Genomic DNA, 18,857 nt, shown 5'->3' with positions numbered 1-18,857 from the left:
AAATTATCTCCGCCAAATTTGCTTTTTTCGGATATTCTTTTTATCTTTGTGCCCAAGAAAAAAAACAATCTAATATTAACCCGATGAAAAAGAATATCCTAATAGCCGGTAGCCTATTGCTGACAGGCTGTGCCGACATAACAAACAATGTGGCAGAGAGTTTTAATAACAACCTGATTGCAGAAAACCGCTATCAGATGATTCTGGATGGCCTGCAGGTAACACTCATCATCACCCTTTGCGCCACGATTCTCGGCACACTATTAGGCGGACTGGTGTGTTGGATGCGCATGAACCGCCACAAATGGCTGCGACACATAGCCAACGCGTATATCGACCTGATGCGAGGCACCCCCGTACTGGTGCTGCTCATGCTGATGTACTATGTACTAATGGCGCCAATAGATGCCACTGGCATCGTGGTAGCCATCGTGACCTTTGCCCTGAACACCGCAGCCTACATCAGCGAGATGCTGCGCACCTCCATCCAAGGCATTGACCGAGGACAGACGGAGGCTGGACTGGCATTGGGCTACACACAACGACAAACATTCATCAGAATCATACTGCCACAGGTAGTCAAGGCTGTCATGCCCGTCTATCAGGGCGAGGTAATAAGTCTGCTGAAAGGCACAAGCATCGTGGGCTACATCGCCGTGAACGATATGACACGAGCATCCGACCTGATACGCTCACGCACCTTCGACGCCTTCTTCCCGCTCATCGTCACAGCCATCATCTACTTCCTGATAGCCTGGTTCATCGGCCAACTGCTCACTGCGCTACTGCAACAACAGCGGACCAAAGCCACAGCTGCAGCCGTCATGCTGACCCTGTCGGGGCTTGTGGCCTACGTGCCTTCGATACTAACAGATGCGCAGGCAACGACAGCAGACACAACCGACGCACCACCAGCCATCAAGGCACTATCGGGCAAGCGCGTAGGTGTCATCATCGGCAGTATCCAAGATATTGCAGTAAGCACGATGGCGCCCGATGCCGACATACTGCGCATGACCACCACCACAGACATGATGGCTGCCCTGGAGAACGGCAAGGTGGATGTGGCAGGCAGCGAGAGCCTCACACTGATATTCAACAAGGAACTGGCTGACAAGGTTGACTCCGTAGGAGCCGGACTTACACCGATTCCTATTGGCGCATGCTTCAACCAGAAAAATACTGAGCTGCAGCAAGACTTCAACAGTTTCCTGGCAGAAATCCGCCGCGACGGTACCTATCAGAAAATATTCGACCGCTGGCAGAAATCCGACAATCCGTCGGCTATGGACATTCCACAGCAGCGCGGCACTGGGCGCACCGTGCGCATAGCCACCTATCCTGCCATGCCTCCCTTCAACTTTATCAACTCCGGCAAACCATCGGGCCTGGAAATCGACCTGCTGACAGAGTGGGCCAACCGCCGCAACTGGCAACTGGAATTCCTGGTAATGGACTTTGCCGCTCAGATACCCGCTGTACAGACAGGCAAGGCCGACATGGCCATGGGTGCCATCAGCATCACCGAAGAGCGACAAAAACAGGTACTCTTCTCCAATGGCTACATCGAGTCGCACATCGTGCTGATCACACGCAAGAATGAAGCATCAATTATCACGAATCCGTCATACTCTTCCAGCACAGAGCACCCCACGAGCCCCTGGCCGTGGATGGTAGCAATACTTGTCATTGCCGGCAGCGGGGGTTGGTTCATCGTTCGCCGCAAGCGCTACAGCCAGCGGCAGCCTACTACCAACGCACTGGAGCAGCCGAAGGATGAGAAGGAGGCCGTCATCAGCATCGCCCACATGAAGAAGAGCTATGGCACGTTTGATGTGCTGCGCGACATCAACCTTGATGTGCATCGGGGCGAAGTGATCTCTGTCATAGGGCCATCCGGCACAGGTAAAAGCACCTTCCTGCGCTGCCTTAACCTCCTTGAGCAGCCTACTGGCGGGAGCATTCTCATAGGTGGAAAAGACATACTGGAACGCAATGCCGACGTGCCGCTATTACGGCGACGCATGGGTATGGTGTTCCAGTCGTTCAACTTGTTCAATGGCATGTCGGTGCTCGACAATATCTGTCTGGCGCCCATGCAACTGTTAGGAAAAACACGGGAGGAAGCCGAGAAACGCGCTCAGCAACTGCTTGAGATGGTAGGACTGGCCGAGCGTGCCACAGCCATGCCCGAGCAACTTTCCGGCGGACAGAAACAGCGTGTGGCCATAGCCCGCGCACTGGCCATGGAGCCGGAGATATTGCTCTTTGATGAGCCAACCTCAGCCCTCGACCCCACCATGGTGAGCGAGGTGCTGGGCGTAATGACCAAACTGGCACGTGAGGGGATGACGATGATTGTGGTGACACACGAGATGCGATTTGCCCGGCAGGTGAGTAGCCGTGTACTATTCTTTGCCGATGGCGTCATCTATGAGGATGGCACCCCCGACCAACTCTTCGACCATCCGCAGCGCGAACGCACCCGACAGTTCATCCAGCAGATACACGAAATGCACTTCCTCATCGAGACCAAGCAATTCGACTGGTATGCTATGACGGCCCAGATGGAGCAGTTCTGCCTGCATTATAATCTGCAGCGCCAGCAAATCTTTGCGGTGCTACACGTCATCGACGAGACACTGGCCATCCTCGGCACTCACCCCAATACACGCCTGACGCTGGCTTATTCTGAACAGGAAGACACGTTACAGTTCATCGTCAATAGTCCTCATGCCGTCGATAGCAGCGTATTCAGCCAAGAAAGTGATGACATAGCTGTGACCATCCTGCGCAACTTCAGCCGCAACATCCATGTAGATGGCAGCACCCTCCGCATCACCATCAAATAAGCACTTTTTGGCGGAAATACGCAATGATATGATCCAGTCCCTCGTCGAGCGACACCTTGGGCTCCCATCCTAATTCACGCTTGGCAAGTGTGATGTCGGGACGGCGCATCTTAGGATCGTCGCTTGGCAGCGGACGGAACACGATCTAACTCTTGCCGCCTATCTTCTGGATGACCTTGACACTCACCAGTTTCAGCGACGGCCGCAATGCCCATCGCATCGCCGTAGATTACAAAAAGCAGGCGCAGCAAGTAACCCCATCCACCCAACTCAAACTCCACTTAGTTCGCAACGGTGGCTGGTGCGGCTCGATAGAATAACTGGAAGGTAGGAAGTTAACTACATAACTACATAAAATCGTTCAAAACACCTGTATATATAGGCATTACATGAGCTTTACTAACTACATAAAAACTACATTCTAACTACATAAAACTACATAGCATGAATAGTAGCGTAAAAATTCTCTAGAGAATTTTTGCGCTACTTAGGCAGAGAAAAATAGTTAGTACGGCACTAAGCCGAAAATTCTCTAGAGAATTTCTAATCGACCAATAAGGAAAAAGATAGCGAATAAGTTAAAGAGTTTGTTTTAGTAAGGCAGGTCATTTCTTTTTGTGCATCGAAAAGTTACTTTTTGCATCTCGAAAAGCTACTTTTCGCAGGAATCATGTAGATTTTATGTAGTTTTATGTAGTTTTTATGTAGGTCGAAAAGTACAAAAATCCCTTTGTGTATGAGGGGTTTAAGCGATTTTATGTAGTTATGTAGGTCAATTGACAAAAATAAATTTGCAAATTCAAGCAAAAGAGGATAGAAATACGGCGCACGAAACAGTTTTACTCAAACGTTTACATACGATTTTTGGGGGTGTGGTGATACAATGTTGGCAGAAAGTGCGTATCTTTGCATCAGCTAAACAAAAGCAGTGGCTGAGATAGCTAAACGACAAACTACAGATCGAATATATAATAGTTAAAAATTATGGGTGAAAAATTTGTTATCGGAAACCGACTGAAGGAAGAATGGATAGCGGTTCTGGATACAGACAAGAAGATACTGGAATTTACCAGCAATCTGGTTAAAGCCCAAGAGTATCAATTGGAAGAGGACGCCCAAATGAACCTCGCCGAAATCCAAAAATCAGGTTACTTCAGCGACCTGCAGATCTACATAAAGGACAACAACAGAGCGTACAGAATTGACGAACGCGGCTGATTTATGATAGAGATGCGAAAAGTAAAAATCCCAGTAAGCAACTACTGGGATTTTATTTTTTATGCACGAAACGTTTCACGTTTCATCTTGGCATCGAAAAGCCATTTGATGATTCTGGGACAACGCAAAGCCCAGCGAAGCAGTCGCCATCCGATAGGACTGAAAAAGAACTCGTACACCTTCTTCTGATGCTCCATCTTGCGAAACTCCTCCTTATTGGTTTCGCTGAACGAGCGTCCCTCAACAATAGCACGCTTGGCATTGGCCGCGGTTTTAAAGGCATCGTAAAGTCCCTCGCCCGTAAGCTTATTGGCAAATCCGCCAGCATCGCCAATCAATATCACATTATCGGCTGTATGGGGCACCGTATCAAGCTGGATATAGGCGCCGCAGATGCGATCTACGGGCACGCCAAACTTGGTAAGCGCCTGCTTGAAGCCTGCCTTATGGCGGGGCATATCGTCGTTGGTTTCGACCGAGGCATAACCATACATATCGCGCCCAACACTCGAGAACTTATAGAATACGCCGGGACGATAGTTGTTTGAGAAGTGTACAAACACATCATCGCTCTCCTTACCTTCGTCGAACTGCTCGAGGAACATGGCCCGCAACTTGGAATCGCCATGAATCTGCTGACGAATCTGACTGTTAGAACCATCGGCAGCCACCAGATAACGACACGAAATCTGCTCACCCGACTTGAGGGTAACAAGCACCTGGCCGTCGGCCTGCTGATCAAAGCGGGCAAACGAACCTTTCATCAGCTCGCCACCGTGGTCCAAGTAATACTGCAACAACGAATAGTCGAAGTCCTTACGTCGCGTCATACGGATAGGATATTCGGCCTGAAACTCGCAAACGGCATCGTTCTCGAACTGACAACGCATGCGGGTGATGGGGCGATAGTTATACTGAATGCCAGGCAGCAGCATATCCAACAGTCGCCAGGCCTTAACCGTAAGTCCGCCACCGCAAACCTTATCGCGGGGGAACGTGGCCTGATCAACTATCAAACATTCAACTCCTGCCTGCTTTAACAGACTACCACAAACGGAGCCGGCAGGACCGGCTCCGATTATCAACACATCAATATGCTTTATATTCTCCATAATTACTCTTTGTCCATCAGAATCTTCATCATCTGAATGGCCGAATACGGAATCGGGGTACCAGGACCGAAGATACACGCCACACCTGCCTTGTAGAGGAAGTCGTAATCCTGAGCAGGAATAACACCTCCGGCAGTTACCATGATATCCTCACGGCCCAGTTTCTTCAGCTCCTCGATGAGCTGAGGAATCAGCGTTTTATGACCAGCGGCAAGCGACGAGGCACCTACAATGTGCACATCGTTCTCGACAGCCATACGGGCAGCCTCCTCGGGAGTCTGGAACAGTGGGCCCATATCCACGTCGAAGCCACAGTCGGCATAACCTGTTGCCACTACCTTAGCACCACGGTCGTGACCGTCCTGACCCATCTTGGCAACGAAGATACGTGGACGTCGACCTTCCTTCTGAGCAAACTCGTCGGTAAGCTTCTTAGCCTCCTCGAATTCCTTATCGTTCTTAGATTCTGAACTATACACGCCTGAAATTGTTCTGATTACAGCTTTATAACGGCCCACGATCTCTTCGCAGGCATCTGAAATCTCACCCAGAGTACAACGCAGCTGTGCAGCCTTGACAGCCAGGTCGAGCAGGTTGTTCTCGCTCTTTCGACCTTCCTTAAAGTCGCGTACACACTCGGTGATAGCCTTGAGTGCAGCCTGGCAGGCAGCCTCGTCGCGTGTAGCGCGAACCTGCTTCAAGCTCTCTTCCTGCTGCTTGCGCACAGCGGTGTTGTCAACCTCGAGGATATCGATGGGATCCTCGTGCTCCAAACGATACTTGTTGGTACCCACGATGGTTTGCACGCCACTATCGATACGAGCCTGAGTGCGGGCTGCAGCCTCCTCGATACGCATCTTAGGCAGTCCGGTCTCGATAGCCTTAGCCATACCGCCCAGCTTCTCAATCTCCTGGATATGCTCCCAAGCCTTGTGAACCAGCTCGTTGGTCAGGGTCTCAACATAGTAGGAACCAGCCCATGGGTCGATCTGCTTGCACACCTTAGTCTCGTTCTGGATATAGATCTGGGTGTTACGAGCGATACGAGCCGAGAAATCGGTAGGCAGAGCGATAGCCTCGTCAAGCGCATTGGTGTGCAGACTCTGGGTATGACCCAGCACAGCAGCCATAGCCTCGATACAGGTACGACCCACGTTGTTGAATGGGTCCTGCTCGGTGAGCGACCAACCCGAAGTCTGTGAGTGGGTACGCAGGGCCAGCGACTTAGGATTCTTGGCACCGAAGCTCTTCACAATCTTAGCCCACAGCAGTCGGCCAGCACGCATCTTGGCAATCTCCATGAAGTGGTTCATACCGATAGCCCAGAAGAAGCTGAGGCGAGGTGCAAAAGCATCCACATCGATACCGGCATTAACACCCGTACGCAGGTAGTCCATACCATCGGCCAAGGTGTAAGCCAGCTCGATATCGGCTGTAGCACCAGCCTCCTGCATGTGATAACCCGAGATAGAGATGCTGTTGAACTTAGGCATCTTCTGCGAGGTGTACTCGAAGATATCAGCAATAATCTTCATCGAGAATGCAGGGGGATAGATATAGGTGTTACGCACCATGAACTCCTTCAGAATATCGTTCTGAATGGTTCCAGCCATTTCCTCGAGCTGAGCGCCCTGCTCCAGACCTGCTACGATGTAGAATGCCAGGATAGGCAATACGGCACCGTTCATGGTCATCGAGACAGACATCTTGTTCAAGGGGATACCGCTGAAGAGCACCTTCATGTTCTCCTCGTTACAGATTGATACACCAGCCTTACCTACATCGCCCACTACACGAGCGTTATCGGGGTCGTAACCACGGTGTGTAGGCAGGTCGAAAGCTACAGAAAGACCTTTCTGACCCGAAGCCAGGTTACGGCGATAGAAGGCATTCGACTCCTCGGCAGTAGAGAATCCGGCATACTGACGGATAGTCCAAGGCTTGAAGGGGTACATCATCGAATACGGACCACGCAGATAGGGAGGGATACCAGCTGTAAAGTCGAGGTGCTCCATCCCCTCAAGGTCTTCCTTAGTATAAACCGGACGAACCTCGATGTGCTCTGGGGTTTTCCAGTTGGCCTCAATACCATTATCTTTAATCCACTTGGCACCATCCTGAGCCTTGATGCCTGCATAGATATCAATATCTTTAAACTGTTTACGCATAATTCAAGTCTCCTATTCTTTAAATACCAAGTTTCTGATTATATTCTTTCAAAGTCTCGAGCACGTTGCACTTTACATGTACAAAGTTCTCGATGCCAGCGGCCTTCAGGTCTTCCATGCAAGCAGGCGCACCAGCCACTACAAACATGGCGCGACCATTAAGATACTTGAAGGCAGGGATAGCGTACTCGGCATACTCGTCGTCGCTCGAGCAGATAACCACGATATCGGCCTTAGCCTCTAAAGCGGCATCAACACCCTCTTCAACGGTCTTGAATCCAAGGTTATCAATCACCTTATAGCCAGCGCAAGCCAGGAAGTTGCACGAGAACTGTGCACGAGCCTGACGCATGGCCAGATTACCGATGGTAAGCATAAAGGCAGTAGGCACCTTAGTTTCCTCGGTATGTATACGCAGATTCTCGAAGTCGGCAGCCAAGCGGGTGCTTTCGATACCCTTAAAGGCTACAGTCTCCTCGCCATGATGGTGCACGCCACCACAACCGCAATGGTGCTTGTAAGCGCGCTTGTTCTCGCTCTTCTCGGTGAAGTTTGGGAACTGGTTGGTACCCAGCAGGAACTCCTTACGCTTGGCAGCATCGCCATGACGCTTAATATTGGTAGCGTTGATATCGTCCTGAACGGTTCCAGCCTTGATAGCAGCGAGGAATCCCCCCTCGTCTTCTACCTTCAGGAATATCTTCCAAGCCTCGGTAGCCAGTGCATCAGTGAGGTGCTCGATATAATAAGAACCTGCTGATGGGTCGACGATACGGTCGAAATGGCTCTCCTCCTTAATCAGCAGCTGCTGGTTGCGGGCGATACGCTCAGAGAAATCAGTTGCCTCCTCGTAAGGTGCATCGAACGGTGTTACCACCATCGAATGGACACTACCCAGAGCGGCACTCATGGCCTCGGTCTGCGAACGCAGCAGGTTTACATAGCTGTCGAACAGTGTCTGGTTATAAGTAGAGGTGGTGGCGTTGATAATCATCTTGCAAGCGCAATCACACTTAGGCTCGTACTGCTTTACAATCTGAGCCCACAACAGGCGGGCGGCACGGAACTTGGCAATCTCCATGAAATAGTTCTCGCTAACACCCATATTAAACTTGATGCTCTTAGCAGCCAGATCCACATCCACACCAGCATCGGTCAACTGTTGCAGATACTCGTTACCCCAAGCCAGAGCATAGCCCAGCTCCTGAACGATGTAGGCACCTGCATTGTTAAGTGCATCGCTATGAACGATGATGCTGCGGAAATTGGGATACTCCTTGAGCGACTCGGCCAGTTTAGGACCAAAGGCGAGCACAGGTGTTACATCCTTACCCGTCATCACAATCTTCTTCATGGGGTCCCACTCAATCGAGCCTACTATCTTTTCCTTGTCGTAACCCTTCTTGGTCCAATAAGTCTTCAGGATTTCGGCCAGTTCGAGCGAATGACGCTGACAGGTAGAGAAGTTAACCTCTACGCACTCGCAGTAAATGCCATCGAGCAATGTCTCGATAGTATCCATCGAAACCAGCTTTCCAGGAATATGGAAACCTAATGAGTCGATACCCTTGTTCAGGATGTCGAGTGCCTTGGCGTTAGCAGCCTTAGGGTCGGCAGCCTCGATATTCTGGCGCACATACCACTCGTTCGAATCCTTTTTATTGCCACGTACAAATGGAAACTCGCCAGGCAGGGCATCGGGTGTTTTCAGGTTAGCCAGATCCTCACGGCGATAGAAGGGTTGTACGTTAAAACCTTCGTTTGTTCTCCATACCAAGCGCTTCTGAAAATCAGCACCTTTCAGGTCTACCTCGATCTTGTCGAGCCATTCCTGTTTGGTAGGGGCTGTGAACTCGGTAAAGAGTTTCTCTTTGTTTGCCATAGATTTGATACGTTTAATTATTATATAAGTAATGTTTTAAGTTTATTCTTAACAGTGGACAAAGATACAACATTTTTGCTCAAAACGGCATTTTGAAGTGTGAAAGAAATAAAAAAACACTATTTATACGAAAATTGATGCACAAAAATGATAAAGATGAGCATTTTTTAACTACCTTTGCAGTCGAATTTGAGATATTTTAAAGAATAGGTATTATTTAGAATTATTTATGGAATCATTTCAGTGGTTAAGTGACCTTTTTACGACGACAGACTCGGTAGCGCACATTACGCTACTCTACGCTATTGTGATAGCGATTGGTGTTTATTTAGGAAAAATTAAGTTTTTTGGTGTTTCACTGGGCGTAACCTTTGTGCTTTTTGCAGGTATTCTGGCCGGACACATCGGCTTTACTGCTCCAACTCCCATTCTTACATTCGTACAGGACTTCGGACTGATACTCTTTGTATTCATGATCGGTCTGCAGGTAGGTCCTGGATTCTTCGAAAGCTTTGGTACACAGGGCATTAAGCTTAACGCAATGGCTGCCACAGCTATCCTGCTTAACATCCTGGTAATGTTCGGATGCTACTACATTTTCTTCGACACTAACAATACCAACAACCTGCCTATGATGGTTGGTACACTGTATGGTGCCGTAACTAACACTCCAGGACTTGGTGCTGCCAACGAGGCTCTCTCGACTGTATTCGGCGGCAACGCTCCACAGATTGCATCGGCCTATGCCTGTGCTTACCCACTTGGTGTGCTGGGTATTATCGGTGCCATTATATTAGTAAGGTACATCTGCAAGGTTAAGCTGGATAAAGAAGAGAAGGACCTTGAGGCTTTGGACGAGACCAACGCTAACAAGAAGCCTTACAAGATGCACCTTGAGGTAACAAACAAATACTTGGAGGGAAAGACTCTGCTGCAGGTTCACGACTTCCTGAACCGCGACTTCGTGGTATCACGCCTGGTACACGAGGGCGAGCTGTTTATCCCTAACCGCGATACCATCTTCCACCTGGGCGACCAGATGCTGATTGTATGTGCCGAGGCCGACCAGGAGGCTATCACTGCCTTTATCGGTCCTAAGCTCGACATCGACTTTGAGCAGCAGGATCAGCCTATGGTTTCAAAGCGTATTGTTATTACCAATCCTAAGGTTAACGGTAAAACACTGGCATCGCTGCACTTCTCGAGTGTACATGGTGTTAACGTAACCCGCGTAACCCGTCATGGTATGGACATCTTCGCATCTCCCACCCTGCCCCTGCAGGTAGGCGACCGCATCATGGTTGTTGGTCCTGAGGACGCTGTTGACAACGTGGCTGGTAAGATGGGTAACTCAATCCGCCGTTTGGACGCACCAAACATCGCCACTATCTTCGTGGGTATCTTTATCGGACTTATCTTCGGTATGTTCCCAGTAGCTATTCCTGGCATGCCTGTACCTGTTAAGTTAGGTTTGGCTGGTGGTCCACTTATCATCGCTATTCTGATTGGCCGTTATGGCTATAAGATACATCTGGTAACCTATACCACCACATCGGCTAACATGATGCTGCGTGAGATTGGTTTGGTACTCTTCCTGGCATCGGTAGGTATCAAGGCTGGAGCCGGGTTCTTTGAGACTGTGGTTCAGGGCGACGGACTGCTCTATGTGCTCACAGGTTTCCTCATCACCATCATCCCCATCCTGATTGTAGGCCCACTGGCTCGCTGGAAGTTTGGCTTCAACTACTTCACGTTGGCTGGTATGATTGCCGGTACCTATACCGATCCCCCCGCACTGGCATATGCTAACAGCATCTGCTCTAAGGAAGCTCCTGCTCTGGGCTACTCAACGGTTTATCCGCTGGCTATGTTCTTACGCATCTTCACAGCGCAGATTGTGGTATTGTTCTTCTGCGGCTAACGGAGGCAACAATAAACTTATATAATAATTTACCAACAAAATGAAGAAAACCAAAATCCTGCTCAGCGGCCTATTGTTGGCCAGCGCCACGGCGATGATGGCTCAAGGAGCCAAAAACATTCGCATTAACGAGGTGCTGACCAACAATACCGCCAGCATTCAGGATGATTACGGACAAAACCACGCATGGATAGAGTTGGAGAACACCTCGTTCACTACCTATAACGTGCGTGGTATGTATTTTACTACTGATCGTTCCGTACTCGATCCAAAGATGAGTGTGCCTGAACGCATCAAGCGCATGAGTGTTATCCCCAGTGGCGATCCTCGTACGCAGATAGGCGGGCATCAGCACCTAATCTTCTACTGCAACTCTAACCCTGCACAGAGTAAGTTGCACCTCTCGCTCAACGTTCCCTTGTCGGAGCCCCTTTGGTTGGGATTCTACAACGGAAATGCCACCGAACTTATCGACTCAGTAACCATCCCCGCTTTGGCTGCCGATCAGAGCTATGCTCGACAGAACGCCAAATCGTGGGCTGTAAAATCGGCTGAGAACGTAACACCTGGCATTGAGAACTTTATCAAGACCGATGAGACCAAGGACGCTTATCTGAAGCGCGAAGACCCACACGGATTCGGCATTACACTGCTGGCCATGGGTATCGTGTTCTTCTGTCTGGCAGTACTCTTCGTATTCTTCTGGGTATTCGGAATCATTATGCGTAATATCGAGATGGCCAAGAAGGTGGCAAACACCCAGCCCATCAAACCTATTACCAAAACTGTTGAGGTTACCCACGACCTGGCACATGCCACAGGTAATATTCTGCAGGACGGTTTAAAGACCAAGGGTATAGACAAGGAGGTTTACATAGCCGTTATATCTATGGCCCTGAAGCAGTATCAGGATGATGTTCACGATGTTGAGAGTGGTATCATTACCATCAAGGCACGTGAAACAGGATGGAGCGACGAAGGCAGTCAGATGACGCACTTCTCGAAGCCTGTCATCCCAACATCACATCATGCACCCAAAATTCCAACAACCCCAGAAATCCTTTGAACAATATGAATAAGTATCAGTATAAAGTACAAGGCGTTGATTACGACGTAGAGATAGAAGAAGTGGAGGGCAACGTAGCCAAAGTAGTAGTAAATGGCGTACGTTTCGACGTTGAGCTGAAGCAGCCCATCAACCCCACAAGTACACTCAAGAAGGTTCGCGTAGAAGCACCTAAGACAGTGGCTCGTCCTTCGGTAGCCCCTGCAGCTGCACCCGCAGCCGAAAAGCCTGTAGCCGCTGGCTCAGGTCAGGCCATTAAGGCACCACTGCCAGGCACCATCATCGATCTGAAGGTGAACGTAGGCGACACCGTTAAGCAGGGCGACGTAGTGCTGGTGCTCGAAGCTATGAAGATGCAGAACAACATCGAGAGCGAGTACTCAGGCACCGTAACCTCGATCACCGTAAAAGCCGGTGAGAGCGTGATGGAAGGTTCTGTGCTCCTGACCATTGGATAATTGGACAATTGGACTATTTCACTATTGGACAATCATAAAATTGTAAAATCGTCAAATTGTAAAATGAAACTATGGATTTAGGACAGTTTATCATACAGAACTTTCATGAGTTTCTTACCTACACGGCCTTTGCCAATGCTACGGTAGGAAACCTGATCATGATTGCTGTGGGAGCCTTCTTTATCTGGCTTGCCATCAAGAAAGACTTTGAGCCATTGCTGCTCGTCCCCATCGGACTGGGCATCATTCTTGGCAATATCCCCTTCCGCGCTGATGCAGGACTTGAGATAGGACTTTACGAGGATAACTCTGTGCTTAACATCTTCTATCAAGGTGTGCGTCAGGGCTGGTATCCACCACTTATCTTCCTGGGCATTGGTGCCATGACCGACTTTACAGCCCTGTTGGCTAACCCCAAGTTAATGCTGATTGGCGCTGCAGCACAGTTTGGTATTTTTGGTGCCTATATGGTGGCCTTGGCTATGGGATTCGAACCCTCGCAGGCTGCTGGTATCGCCATCATCGGTGGTGCCGACGGTCCTACCGCCATCTTCCTCAGTTCAAAGCTGTCGCCCAACCTGATGGGAGCCATCGCTGTTTGTGCCTACTCGTACATGGCGTTGGTACCCGTTATCCAGCCATTCATCATGCGTCTGCTTACCACCGATAAGGAGCGCGTTATCAAGATGAAGCCTGGTCGCGAGGTATCGCAAACAGAGCGTATTCTGTTCCCCATCATCGGTTTGCTGCTCACCACCTTCATCGTACCATCGGGCCTGCCCTTGCTGGGTATGCTGTTCTTTGGTAACCTGCTGAAGGAGAGTGGCAAGACCACCCGTTTGGCAAAGACTGCTGGTGCCGCACTCAACGACATCGTTGTAATGCTGTTAGGTTTGACTGTTGGCTGCTCAACACAGGCCAGCGAGTTCCTCACCTTCAACACCATCAAGATTTTTGCCCTTGGTGCTATGGCCTTTATGATTGCCACCGCATCGGGTGTTTGCTTTGTTAAGCTGATGAACCTGTTCCTGCCCGAAGGCAAGAAACTGAACCCGCTGATTGGTAACGCCGGCGTAAGCGCCGTTCCAATGGCAGCACGTATATCTAACAACCTCGGTCTGGAGTACGACCGTCACAACTTCCTGCTCATGCACGCCATGGGTCCTAACGTAGCTGGTGTGATTGGTTCGGCTGTAGCCGCTGGTGCATTATTAGGATTCTTATCATGAACAATAGACCCAAGATAGCTATCATCGACCCCAATACCCTCTCGGCATTGGGGTTGAAGGCTATTCTCCAGAACGTCATGCCTATCATGACGGTTGACATATTCGGATCGTTATCAGAACTTCAAGCCAACGAGCCCGAGAGTTATTTCCACTACTTTACTGCCATGTCGGTAGTGGTGGAGAACATGGCATTCTTTACAGAGAACAAGCGCAAAACTATCGTGCTCACGTTGTCGCTCGACACCATGTCGCAACTGTCAGATTTTAAATGTCTGTGTGTAAACGTGCCCGAACCCGAGTTGGTACGCTCGTTACTGATGCTGGAGCAGCACGCTCATGGCAAAGGCGAGCATCTGCCACCCATGCCAGCTATCTTGAGTCAGAAAATCCTGTCGGATCGCGAAATCGAAGTGATGTCGCTGATTGTACAGGGATATATCAACAAGGAGATTGCCGACAAGCTGAACATCGGCTTGGCAACGGTGATTACCCATCGCAAGAACATCATGGACAAACTGGGCATGAAGAGTGTTTCGGCACTTACCATCTATGCTGTGATGCATGGCTATGTTGACATCAACAAAATTTAGCGCAAAGGTTTTCGTGTTTTTTTTTGGAATTTAGTAACCTCAAATTTGGAAGTATCACAAAATTCGCCTATCTTTGCACTCGCAAATAATAACAATTAAAACAATATTTAGAAATGAAACCACTAAACAAACAGTTTGCTCCTAAGAGCGTTATGCCTGAAAAGGTTATTCAGTTTGGCGAAGGAAACTTCCTCCGTGCATTTGTTGATTGGATTATCTGGAACATGGACCAGAAGACCGACTTCAACGGTTCGGTTGTTGTGGTTCAGCCTATCGAGAAAGGTATGGTTGACTGGCTGAATGCTCAGGACTGTCTGTACCATGTAAATCTGCAGGGTCGCGAGAACGGCAAGCCCGTTAACACCCTGGAGCGTATTGATGTGATTAGTCGTGCTTTGAACCCATATACCCAGAATGCCGCTTTCATGGCTCTGGCCGATCAGCCTGAGATTCGTTTCGTTATCTCGAACACAACCGAGGCTGGTATTGCTTTCGATCCCTCATGCAAACTCGAGGATGCACCTGCAAGCAGCTACCCAGGCAAGCTGGTTCAGCTGTTGTACCGTCGTTATCAGACTTTCAACGGCGACAAGACCAAGGGACTGATTATCTTCCCTTGCGAGCTGATTTTCCTGAACGGCCACGTGCTCAAGGATTGCATCTATAAGTATATCGAACTTTGGAACCTTGGCGACGACTTCAAGAAATGGTTCGAGGAGGCTTGTGGCGTATATGCTACCCTCGTTGACCGTATCGTACCAGGATTCCCACGCAAGGAGATTGCCGAGATTCAGGAGAAGATTTCGTATCGCGACAACCTGGTAGTACAGGCCGAGAACTTCCACCTGTGGGTAATCGAGGCACCAAAAGAGGTTGCCGAGGAGTTCCCCGCTGACAAGGCTGGCTTGCACGTACTCTTTGTACCATCAGAGGAACCATACCACAAGCGTAAGGTTACCCTGCTGAATGGTCCTCACACCGTATTGAGCCCTGTAGCATTCCTGAGTGGTGTTAACATCGTACGCGATGCCTGCAACCACGAGGTAATCGGCAAATATATCCACAAAGTTCAGTTTGAAGAGCTGATGCAGACACTCGACCTGCCTATGGACGAGCTCGAGAAGTTTGCTGGCGACGTACTGGAGCGTTTCGACAACCCATATGTTGACCACCAGGTAACCAGCATCATGCTGAACTCATTCCCCAAGTTCCAGGCTCGCGACCTGCCAGGCGTAAAGACATTCCTGGAGCGCAAGGGCGAGCTGCCTAAGGGATTGGTATTCGGTCTGGCTGCTATCATCACCTACTACAAGGGTGGTAAGCGCGAGGATGGCGTTGAGATTGTTCCAAACGACGACCAGAAGATTATGGACCTGCTGAAGGAGCTCTGGGCAACAGGCGACACACAGAAGGTTACCGATGGTGTGCTGGGCGCCGAGTTCATCTGGCAGGAGGACCTGAACAAGGTTCCTGGTCTGAACGCTATGGTGAAGCAGGATCTCGACCTCATTAAGAGCGTAGGCATGCTCGAGGCCGTGAAGAGTATTCTTTAATAATGAATGAGTGATTCAATAGAGATAAAAGGGGCGCGCGTTAATAACCTTAAGAATATTGACGTTAAAATTCCCCGAAACCAATTTGTTGTGATTGCCGGAGTCAGTGGCTCCGGCAAATCATCTTTGGCCTTCGACACATTGTATGCCGAAGGCCAACGCCGTTATGTAGAGAGTTTGTCGAGCTATGCCCGACAGTTCCTTGGAAGAATGAACAAACCAGAGTGTGATTTCATTCGCGGCATACCACCTGCCATCGCTATCGAGCAGAAGGTAATATCAAGGAATCCACGAAGCACCGTGGGCACCAGCACAGAAATTTACGAGTATCTACGACTGTTGTTTGCCCGCATAGGTCACACCTATTCGCCCATCAGTGGTTGCGAGGTGAAGAAACACTCTACCGAGGATGTGGTACAGAAGATGCTGGAGTTCTCGAAAGGCACCCGATTCGTGGTGATGGCCCCCATCCATCTGCGCGAGGGGCGCTCTATGGAGCAACAGCTTAAAACCTACCAGTTGGAAGGTTATGCCCGCATCTATGTAAACAATGATTTCCAACGAATAGATGATTATCTGGCAGCAGGAAAGTTCGACGACGAGAATATCTACCTGGTCATCGACCGTATGAGCGTAGATGATACCAAGGATGTGATTGCCCGTTTGGTCGACTCTGCCGAGACGGCTTTCTACGAAGGTCATGGCGAGTTGCGCTTGCTATTCCCACCCACCATCTTCTACGATTTCTCGATGAAGTTCGAGGCTGATGGTATGACCTTTGAAGAGCCTACCGACCAGATGTTCTCGTTCAATTCGCCAGCAGGTGCCTGTCCTGAGTGTCAGGGCTTTGGACGTATTGTTGGTATCGACGAGAAGCTAGTCATCCCCAACACCACTCTGTCTGTTTACGATGGCTGTGTGGTTTGCTGGCATGGCGAGAAAATGAAAGAGTGGCTCGACTGGTTCTGTCGCCACGCGGCCAAGGATGATTTCCCCATCTTTGAGCCCTATATGAACCTGACTCAGAAACAGAAGGACTGGCTATGGCACGGACTGCCCTCGGATAAAGGAAAGAAGGAGCGTCCATGTATCGATGCCTTCTTCGAGATGGTCCAGGAGAATCAGTACAAAATACAATACCGTGTGATGCTGGCACGCTATCGTGGCAAGACCACTTGTCCCAAGTGTCATGGCACACGCTTAAAGCCCGAAGCCGACTACGTGAAGATTGGCGGACGCAGCATTACCGACCTGGTACAAATGCCTGTGGTAAAGGTAAAGGAGTGGTTTGATCGCTTGGAGCTCGACCAGCACGATGCCGAGATTGGTAAGCGTCTGCTAACAGAAATCAAGAGTCGTCTGCAGTTCCTGCTCGATGTGGGTTTGGGTTATCTTACCCTCAACCGACTGTCGAACTCGCTCTCGGGTGGTGAGAGTCAACGTATCAACCTGTGTACATCGCTGGGTAGTTCGCTGGTTGGCTCGTTGTATATCCTCGATGAGCCTAGTATCGGCTTGCACTCAAGAGATACCGACCGCTTGATTCACGTGCTGAAGGAGCTGCAATCGTTAGGCAATACGGTGGTTGTAGTAGAGCACGACGAAGATATCATGCGTGCTGCCGACCACCTGATAGATATTGGTCCTGATGCAGGACGCCTGGGTGGTGAGGTAGTGTTTGATGGCGATGCCAAGGAGGTAAACGAAGCTTCGCTCACCAAGTGGCCTAAGAGCTACACGGTAAAATACCTGTTGCATCAGGAAGAGATTCCCGTGCCCGCATCGCGTCGCCCTTGGAACAGATTCATCACCATCAAAGGTGCTCGTATGAACAACCTGAAGGGTATCGATGTAAAGATACCTCTCAACGTGATGACGGTGGTAACAGGTGTTTCAGGTTCTGGTAAGTCGAGCCTCATCAAAGGCATACTGTATCCAGCCATGCGACGCCGCATTGGCGAAGCTTGCGATGCGCCAGGCGAATATCTGGGACTGGATGGCGACGTAGAGGCTATCAAGCATATTGAGTTTGTAGATCAGAACCCCATAGGTAAGAGCACACGCTCAAACCCTGCCACATATGTGAAAGCTTACGATGCCATTCGCGATCTGTATGCCCAGCAGCCACTGGCCAAGCAAATGGGCTTTACGCCACAATACTTCTCGTTCAACACCGATGGTGGACGTTGCGAGGAGTGTAAGGGTGCAGGAACCATCACGGTTGAGATGCAGTTCATGGCCGACCTGGTGCTGGAGTGCGAGGCTTGTCATGGTCATCGTTTTAAGAAGGAGATTCTGGATGTAAACTATCGTGGCAAGAGTGTTGATGATGTGCTGAATATGACCATCTCTGAAGCCATCACCTTCTTCGAAGAGGGTGGCGAGAACGTCATCGTTAAGCGTTTGAAGACGCTCGAGGATGTGGGCTTAGGCTACATCAAGCTGGGGCAGAACTCATCGTCGCTCTCTGGTGGTGAGAACCAGCGTGTAAAACTGGCCTACTTTATCGGACAGGAGAAACAGGAGCCCACGCTCTTTATCTTCGACGAGCCTACCACAGGTCTGCATTTCCACGATATACAACGCCTGCTGAAAGCCTTCGAGGCCCTGATAGCACGAGGCCATACCATCCTGATTATTGAGCACAACATGGAGGTCATCAAATGTGCCGACCACGTGATAGACTTAGGACCGGATGGTGGCGACAAGGGTGGTAACCTAGTAATAGCAGGAACGCCCGAACAAGTGGTGGCATGCAAAGAGAGTCTGACAGGTAAATACCTGAAAGAAAAACTGGAATAAAAAAAG

Annotated in this window: 12 protein-coding genes and 3 pseudogenes; 11 read left to right on the top strand and 4 right to left on the bottom strand. The window is 49.8% G+C overall.

All coding sequences use genetic code 11. The features are described 5' to 3' along the window. Window positions 1-83: 83 nt before the first annotated feature. Window positions 84-1,601 (top strand): annotated as a pseudogene (locus tag T499_RS15115) (ABC transporter permease subunit); the annotation flags it as partial. 207 nt (window positions 1,602-1,808) lie between these two features. Continuing rightward, a pseudogene (locus T499_RS15110) lies at window positions 1,809-2,507 on the top strand (amino acid ABC transporter ATP-binding protein); the annotation flags it as partial. 337 nt (window positions 2,508-2,844) lie between these two features. Here T499_RS15110 and T499_RS14610 read toward each other — a convergent pair. Further along, window positions 2,845-2,997 (bottom strand): annotated as a pseudogene (locus tag T499_RS14610) (SDR family NAD-dependent epimerase/dehydratase); the annotation flags it as partial. A gap of 25 nt (window positions 2,998-3,022) precedes the next feature. On the opposite strand from T499_RS14610, the gene T499_RS14605 reads away from it, so the two are divergent. Together T499_RS14605 and T499_RS0103935 are read left to right on the top strand one after the other, a co-directional pair. Beyond that, window positions 3,023-3,172 (top strand): glycoside hydrolase family 97 C-terminal domain-containing protein, encoded by a 150-nt coding sequence (locus tag T499_RS14605; RefSeq protein ID WP_157054500.1) that lies wholly within the window; start codon window positions 3,023-3,025, stop codon window positions 3,170-3,172. Between the two features lie 664 nt (window positions 3,173-3,836). After that, window positions 3,837-4,070, top strand: a complete 234-nt coding sequence (locus T499_RS0103935) for a hypothetical protein (RefSeq protein ID WP_033149808.1) — start codon at window positions 3,837-3,839, stop codon at window positions 4,068-4,070. A gap of 59 nt (window positions 4,071-4,129) precedes the next feature. On the opposite strand, the gene T499_RS0103930 is transcribed toward T499_RS0103935, so the two are convergent. From T499_RS0103930 to mutA, 3 genes are read right to left on the bottom strand one after another with little or no spacing between them, the layout of a single operon-like run. Then, on the bottom strand, window positions 4,130-5,182 hold the full coding sequence (locus tag T499_RS0103930; RefSeq protein WP_033149807.1) for an NAD(P)/FAD-dependent oxidoreductase: 1,053 nt from the start codon (window positions 5,180-5,182) through the stop codon (window positions 4,130-4,132). A 2-nt stretch (window positions 5,183-5,184) separates the two neighbouring features. Further along, window positions 5,185-7,350 carry a methylmalonyl-CoA mutase gene (gene scpA / locus T499_RS0103925; RefSeq protein ID WP_033149806.1) on the bottom strand — a complete coding sequence of 722 codons (2,166 nt, stop codon included), beginning with the start codon at window positions 7,348-7,350 and terminating at the stop codon, window positions 5,185-5,187. Between the two features lie 19 nt (window positions 7,351-7,369). Beyond that, a complete protein-coding gene (mutA, locus tag T499_RS0103920) occupies window positions 7,370-9,232 on the bottom strand; it encodes a methylmalonyl-CoA mutase small subunit (RefSeq protein ID WP_033149805.1) in 1,863 nt (620 codons plus the stop codon). A gap of 229 nt (window positions 9,233-9,461) precedes the next feature. Here mutA and T499_RS0103915 point away from each other — a divergent pair, with 229 nt between their 5' ends. From T499_RS0103915 to uvrA, 7 genes are all read left to right on the top strand, one after another. After that, window positions 9,462-11,153 (top strand): putative transporter, encoded by a 1,692-nt coding sequence (locus T499_RS0103915; protein WP_013064796.1) that lies wholly within the window; start codon window positions 9,462-9,464, stop codon window positions 11,151-11,153. Window positions 11,154-11,193: 40 nt separating this feature from the next. Beyond that, a complete protein-coding gene (locus T499_RS0103910; RefSeq protein ID WP_033149804.1) occupies window positions 11,194-12,219 on the top strand; it encodes an OadG family protein in 1,026 nt (341 codons plus the stop codon). A gap of 5 nt (window positions 12,220-12,224) precedes the next feature. Further along, window positions 12,225-12,677: a biotin/lipoyl-containing protein gene (locus tag T499_RS0103905; RefSeq protein ID WP_033149803.1), complete on the top strand. Its 453-nt coding sequence runs from the start codon at window positions 12,225-12,227 to the stop codon at window positions 12,675-12,677. Between the two features lie 71 nt (window positions 12,678-12,748). After that, window positions 12,749-13,906 (top strand): sodium ion-translocating decarboxylase subunit beta, encoded by a 1,158-nt coding sequence (locus T499_RS0103900; protein ID WP_013065095.1) that lies wholly within the window; start codon window positions 12,749-12,751, stop codon window positions 13,904-13,906. Beyond that, window positions 13,903-14,496, top strand: coding sequence for a response regulator transcription factor (locus T499_RS0103895; protein WP_013063361.1), 594 nt, complete (start codon window positions 13,903-13,905; stop codon window positions 14,494-14,496). Before T499_RS0103900 ends, T499_RS0103895 begins: the two co-directional genes overlap by 4 nt. Before the next feature lie 113 nt (window positions 14,497-14,609). Then, entirely contained in the window at window positions 14,610-16,049 is a 1,440-nt protein-coding gene (locus T499_RS0103890; protein WP_013064280.1) for a tagaturonate reductase, read from the top strand. Window positions 16,050-16,055: 6 nt separating this feature from the next. Beyond that, a complete protein-coding gene (gene uvrA / locus T499_RS0103885) occupies window positions 16,056-18,851 on the top strand; it encodes an excinuclease ABC subunit UvrA (RefSeq protein ID WP_033149802.1) in 2,796 nt (931 codons plus the stop codon). Window positions 18,852-18,857: the final 6 nt, after the last annotated feature.

It is taken from the genome of Prevotella sp. RM4 (assembly GCF_000701965.1).
GTDB lineage: Bacteria > Bacteroidota > Bacteroidia > Bacteroidales > Bacteroidaceae > Prevotella > Prevotella ruminicola.
The sequence above is the reverse complement of the archived record's forward strand: the minus strand, read 5'-3'. Positions and strand labels throughout refer to the sequence as shown.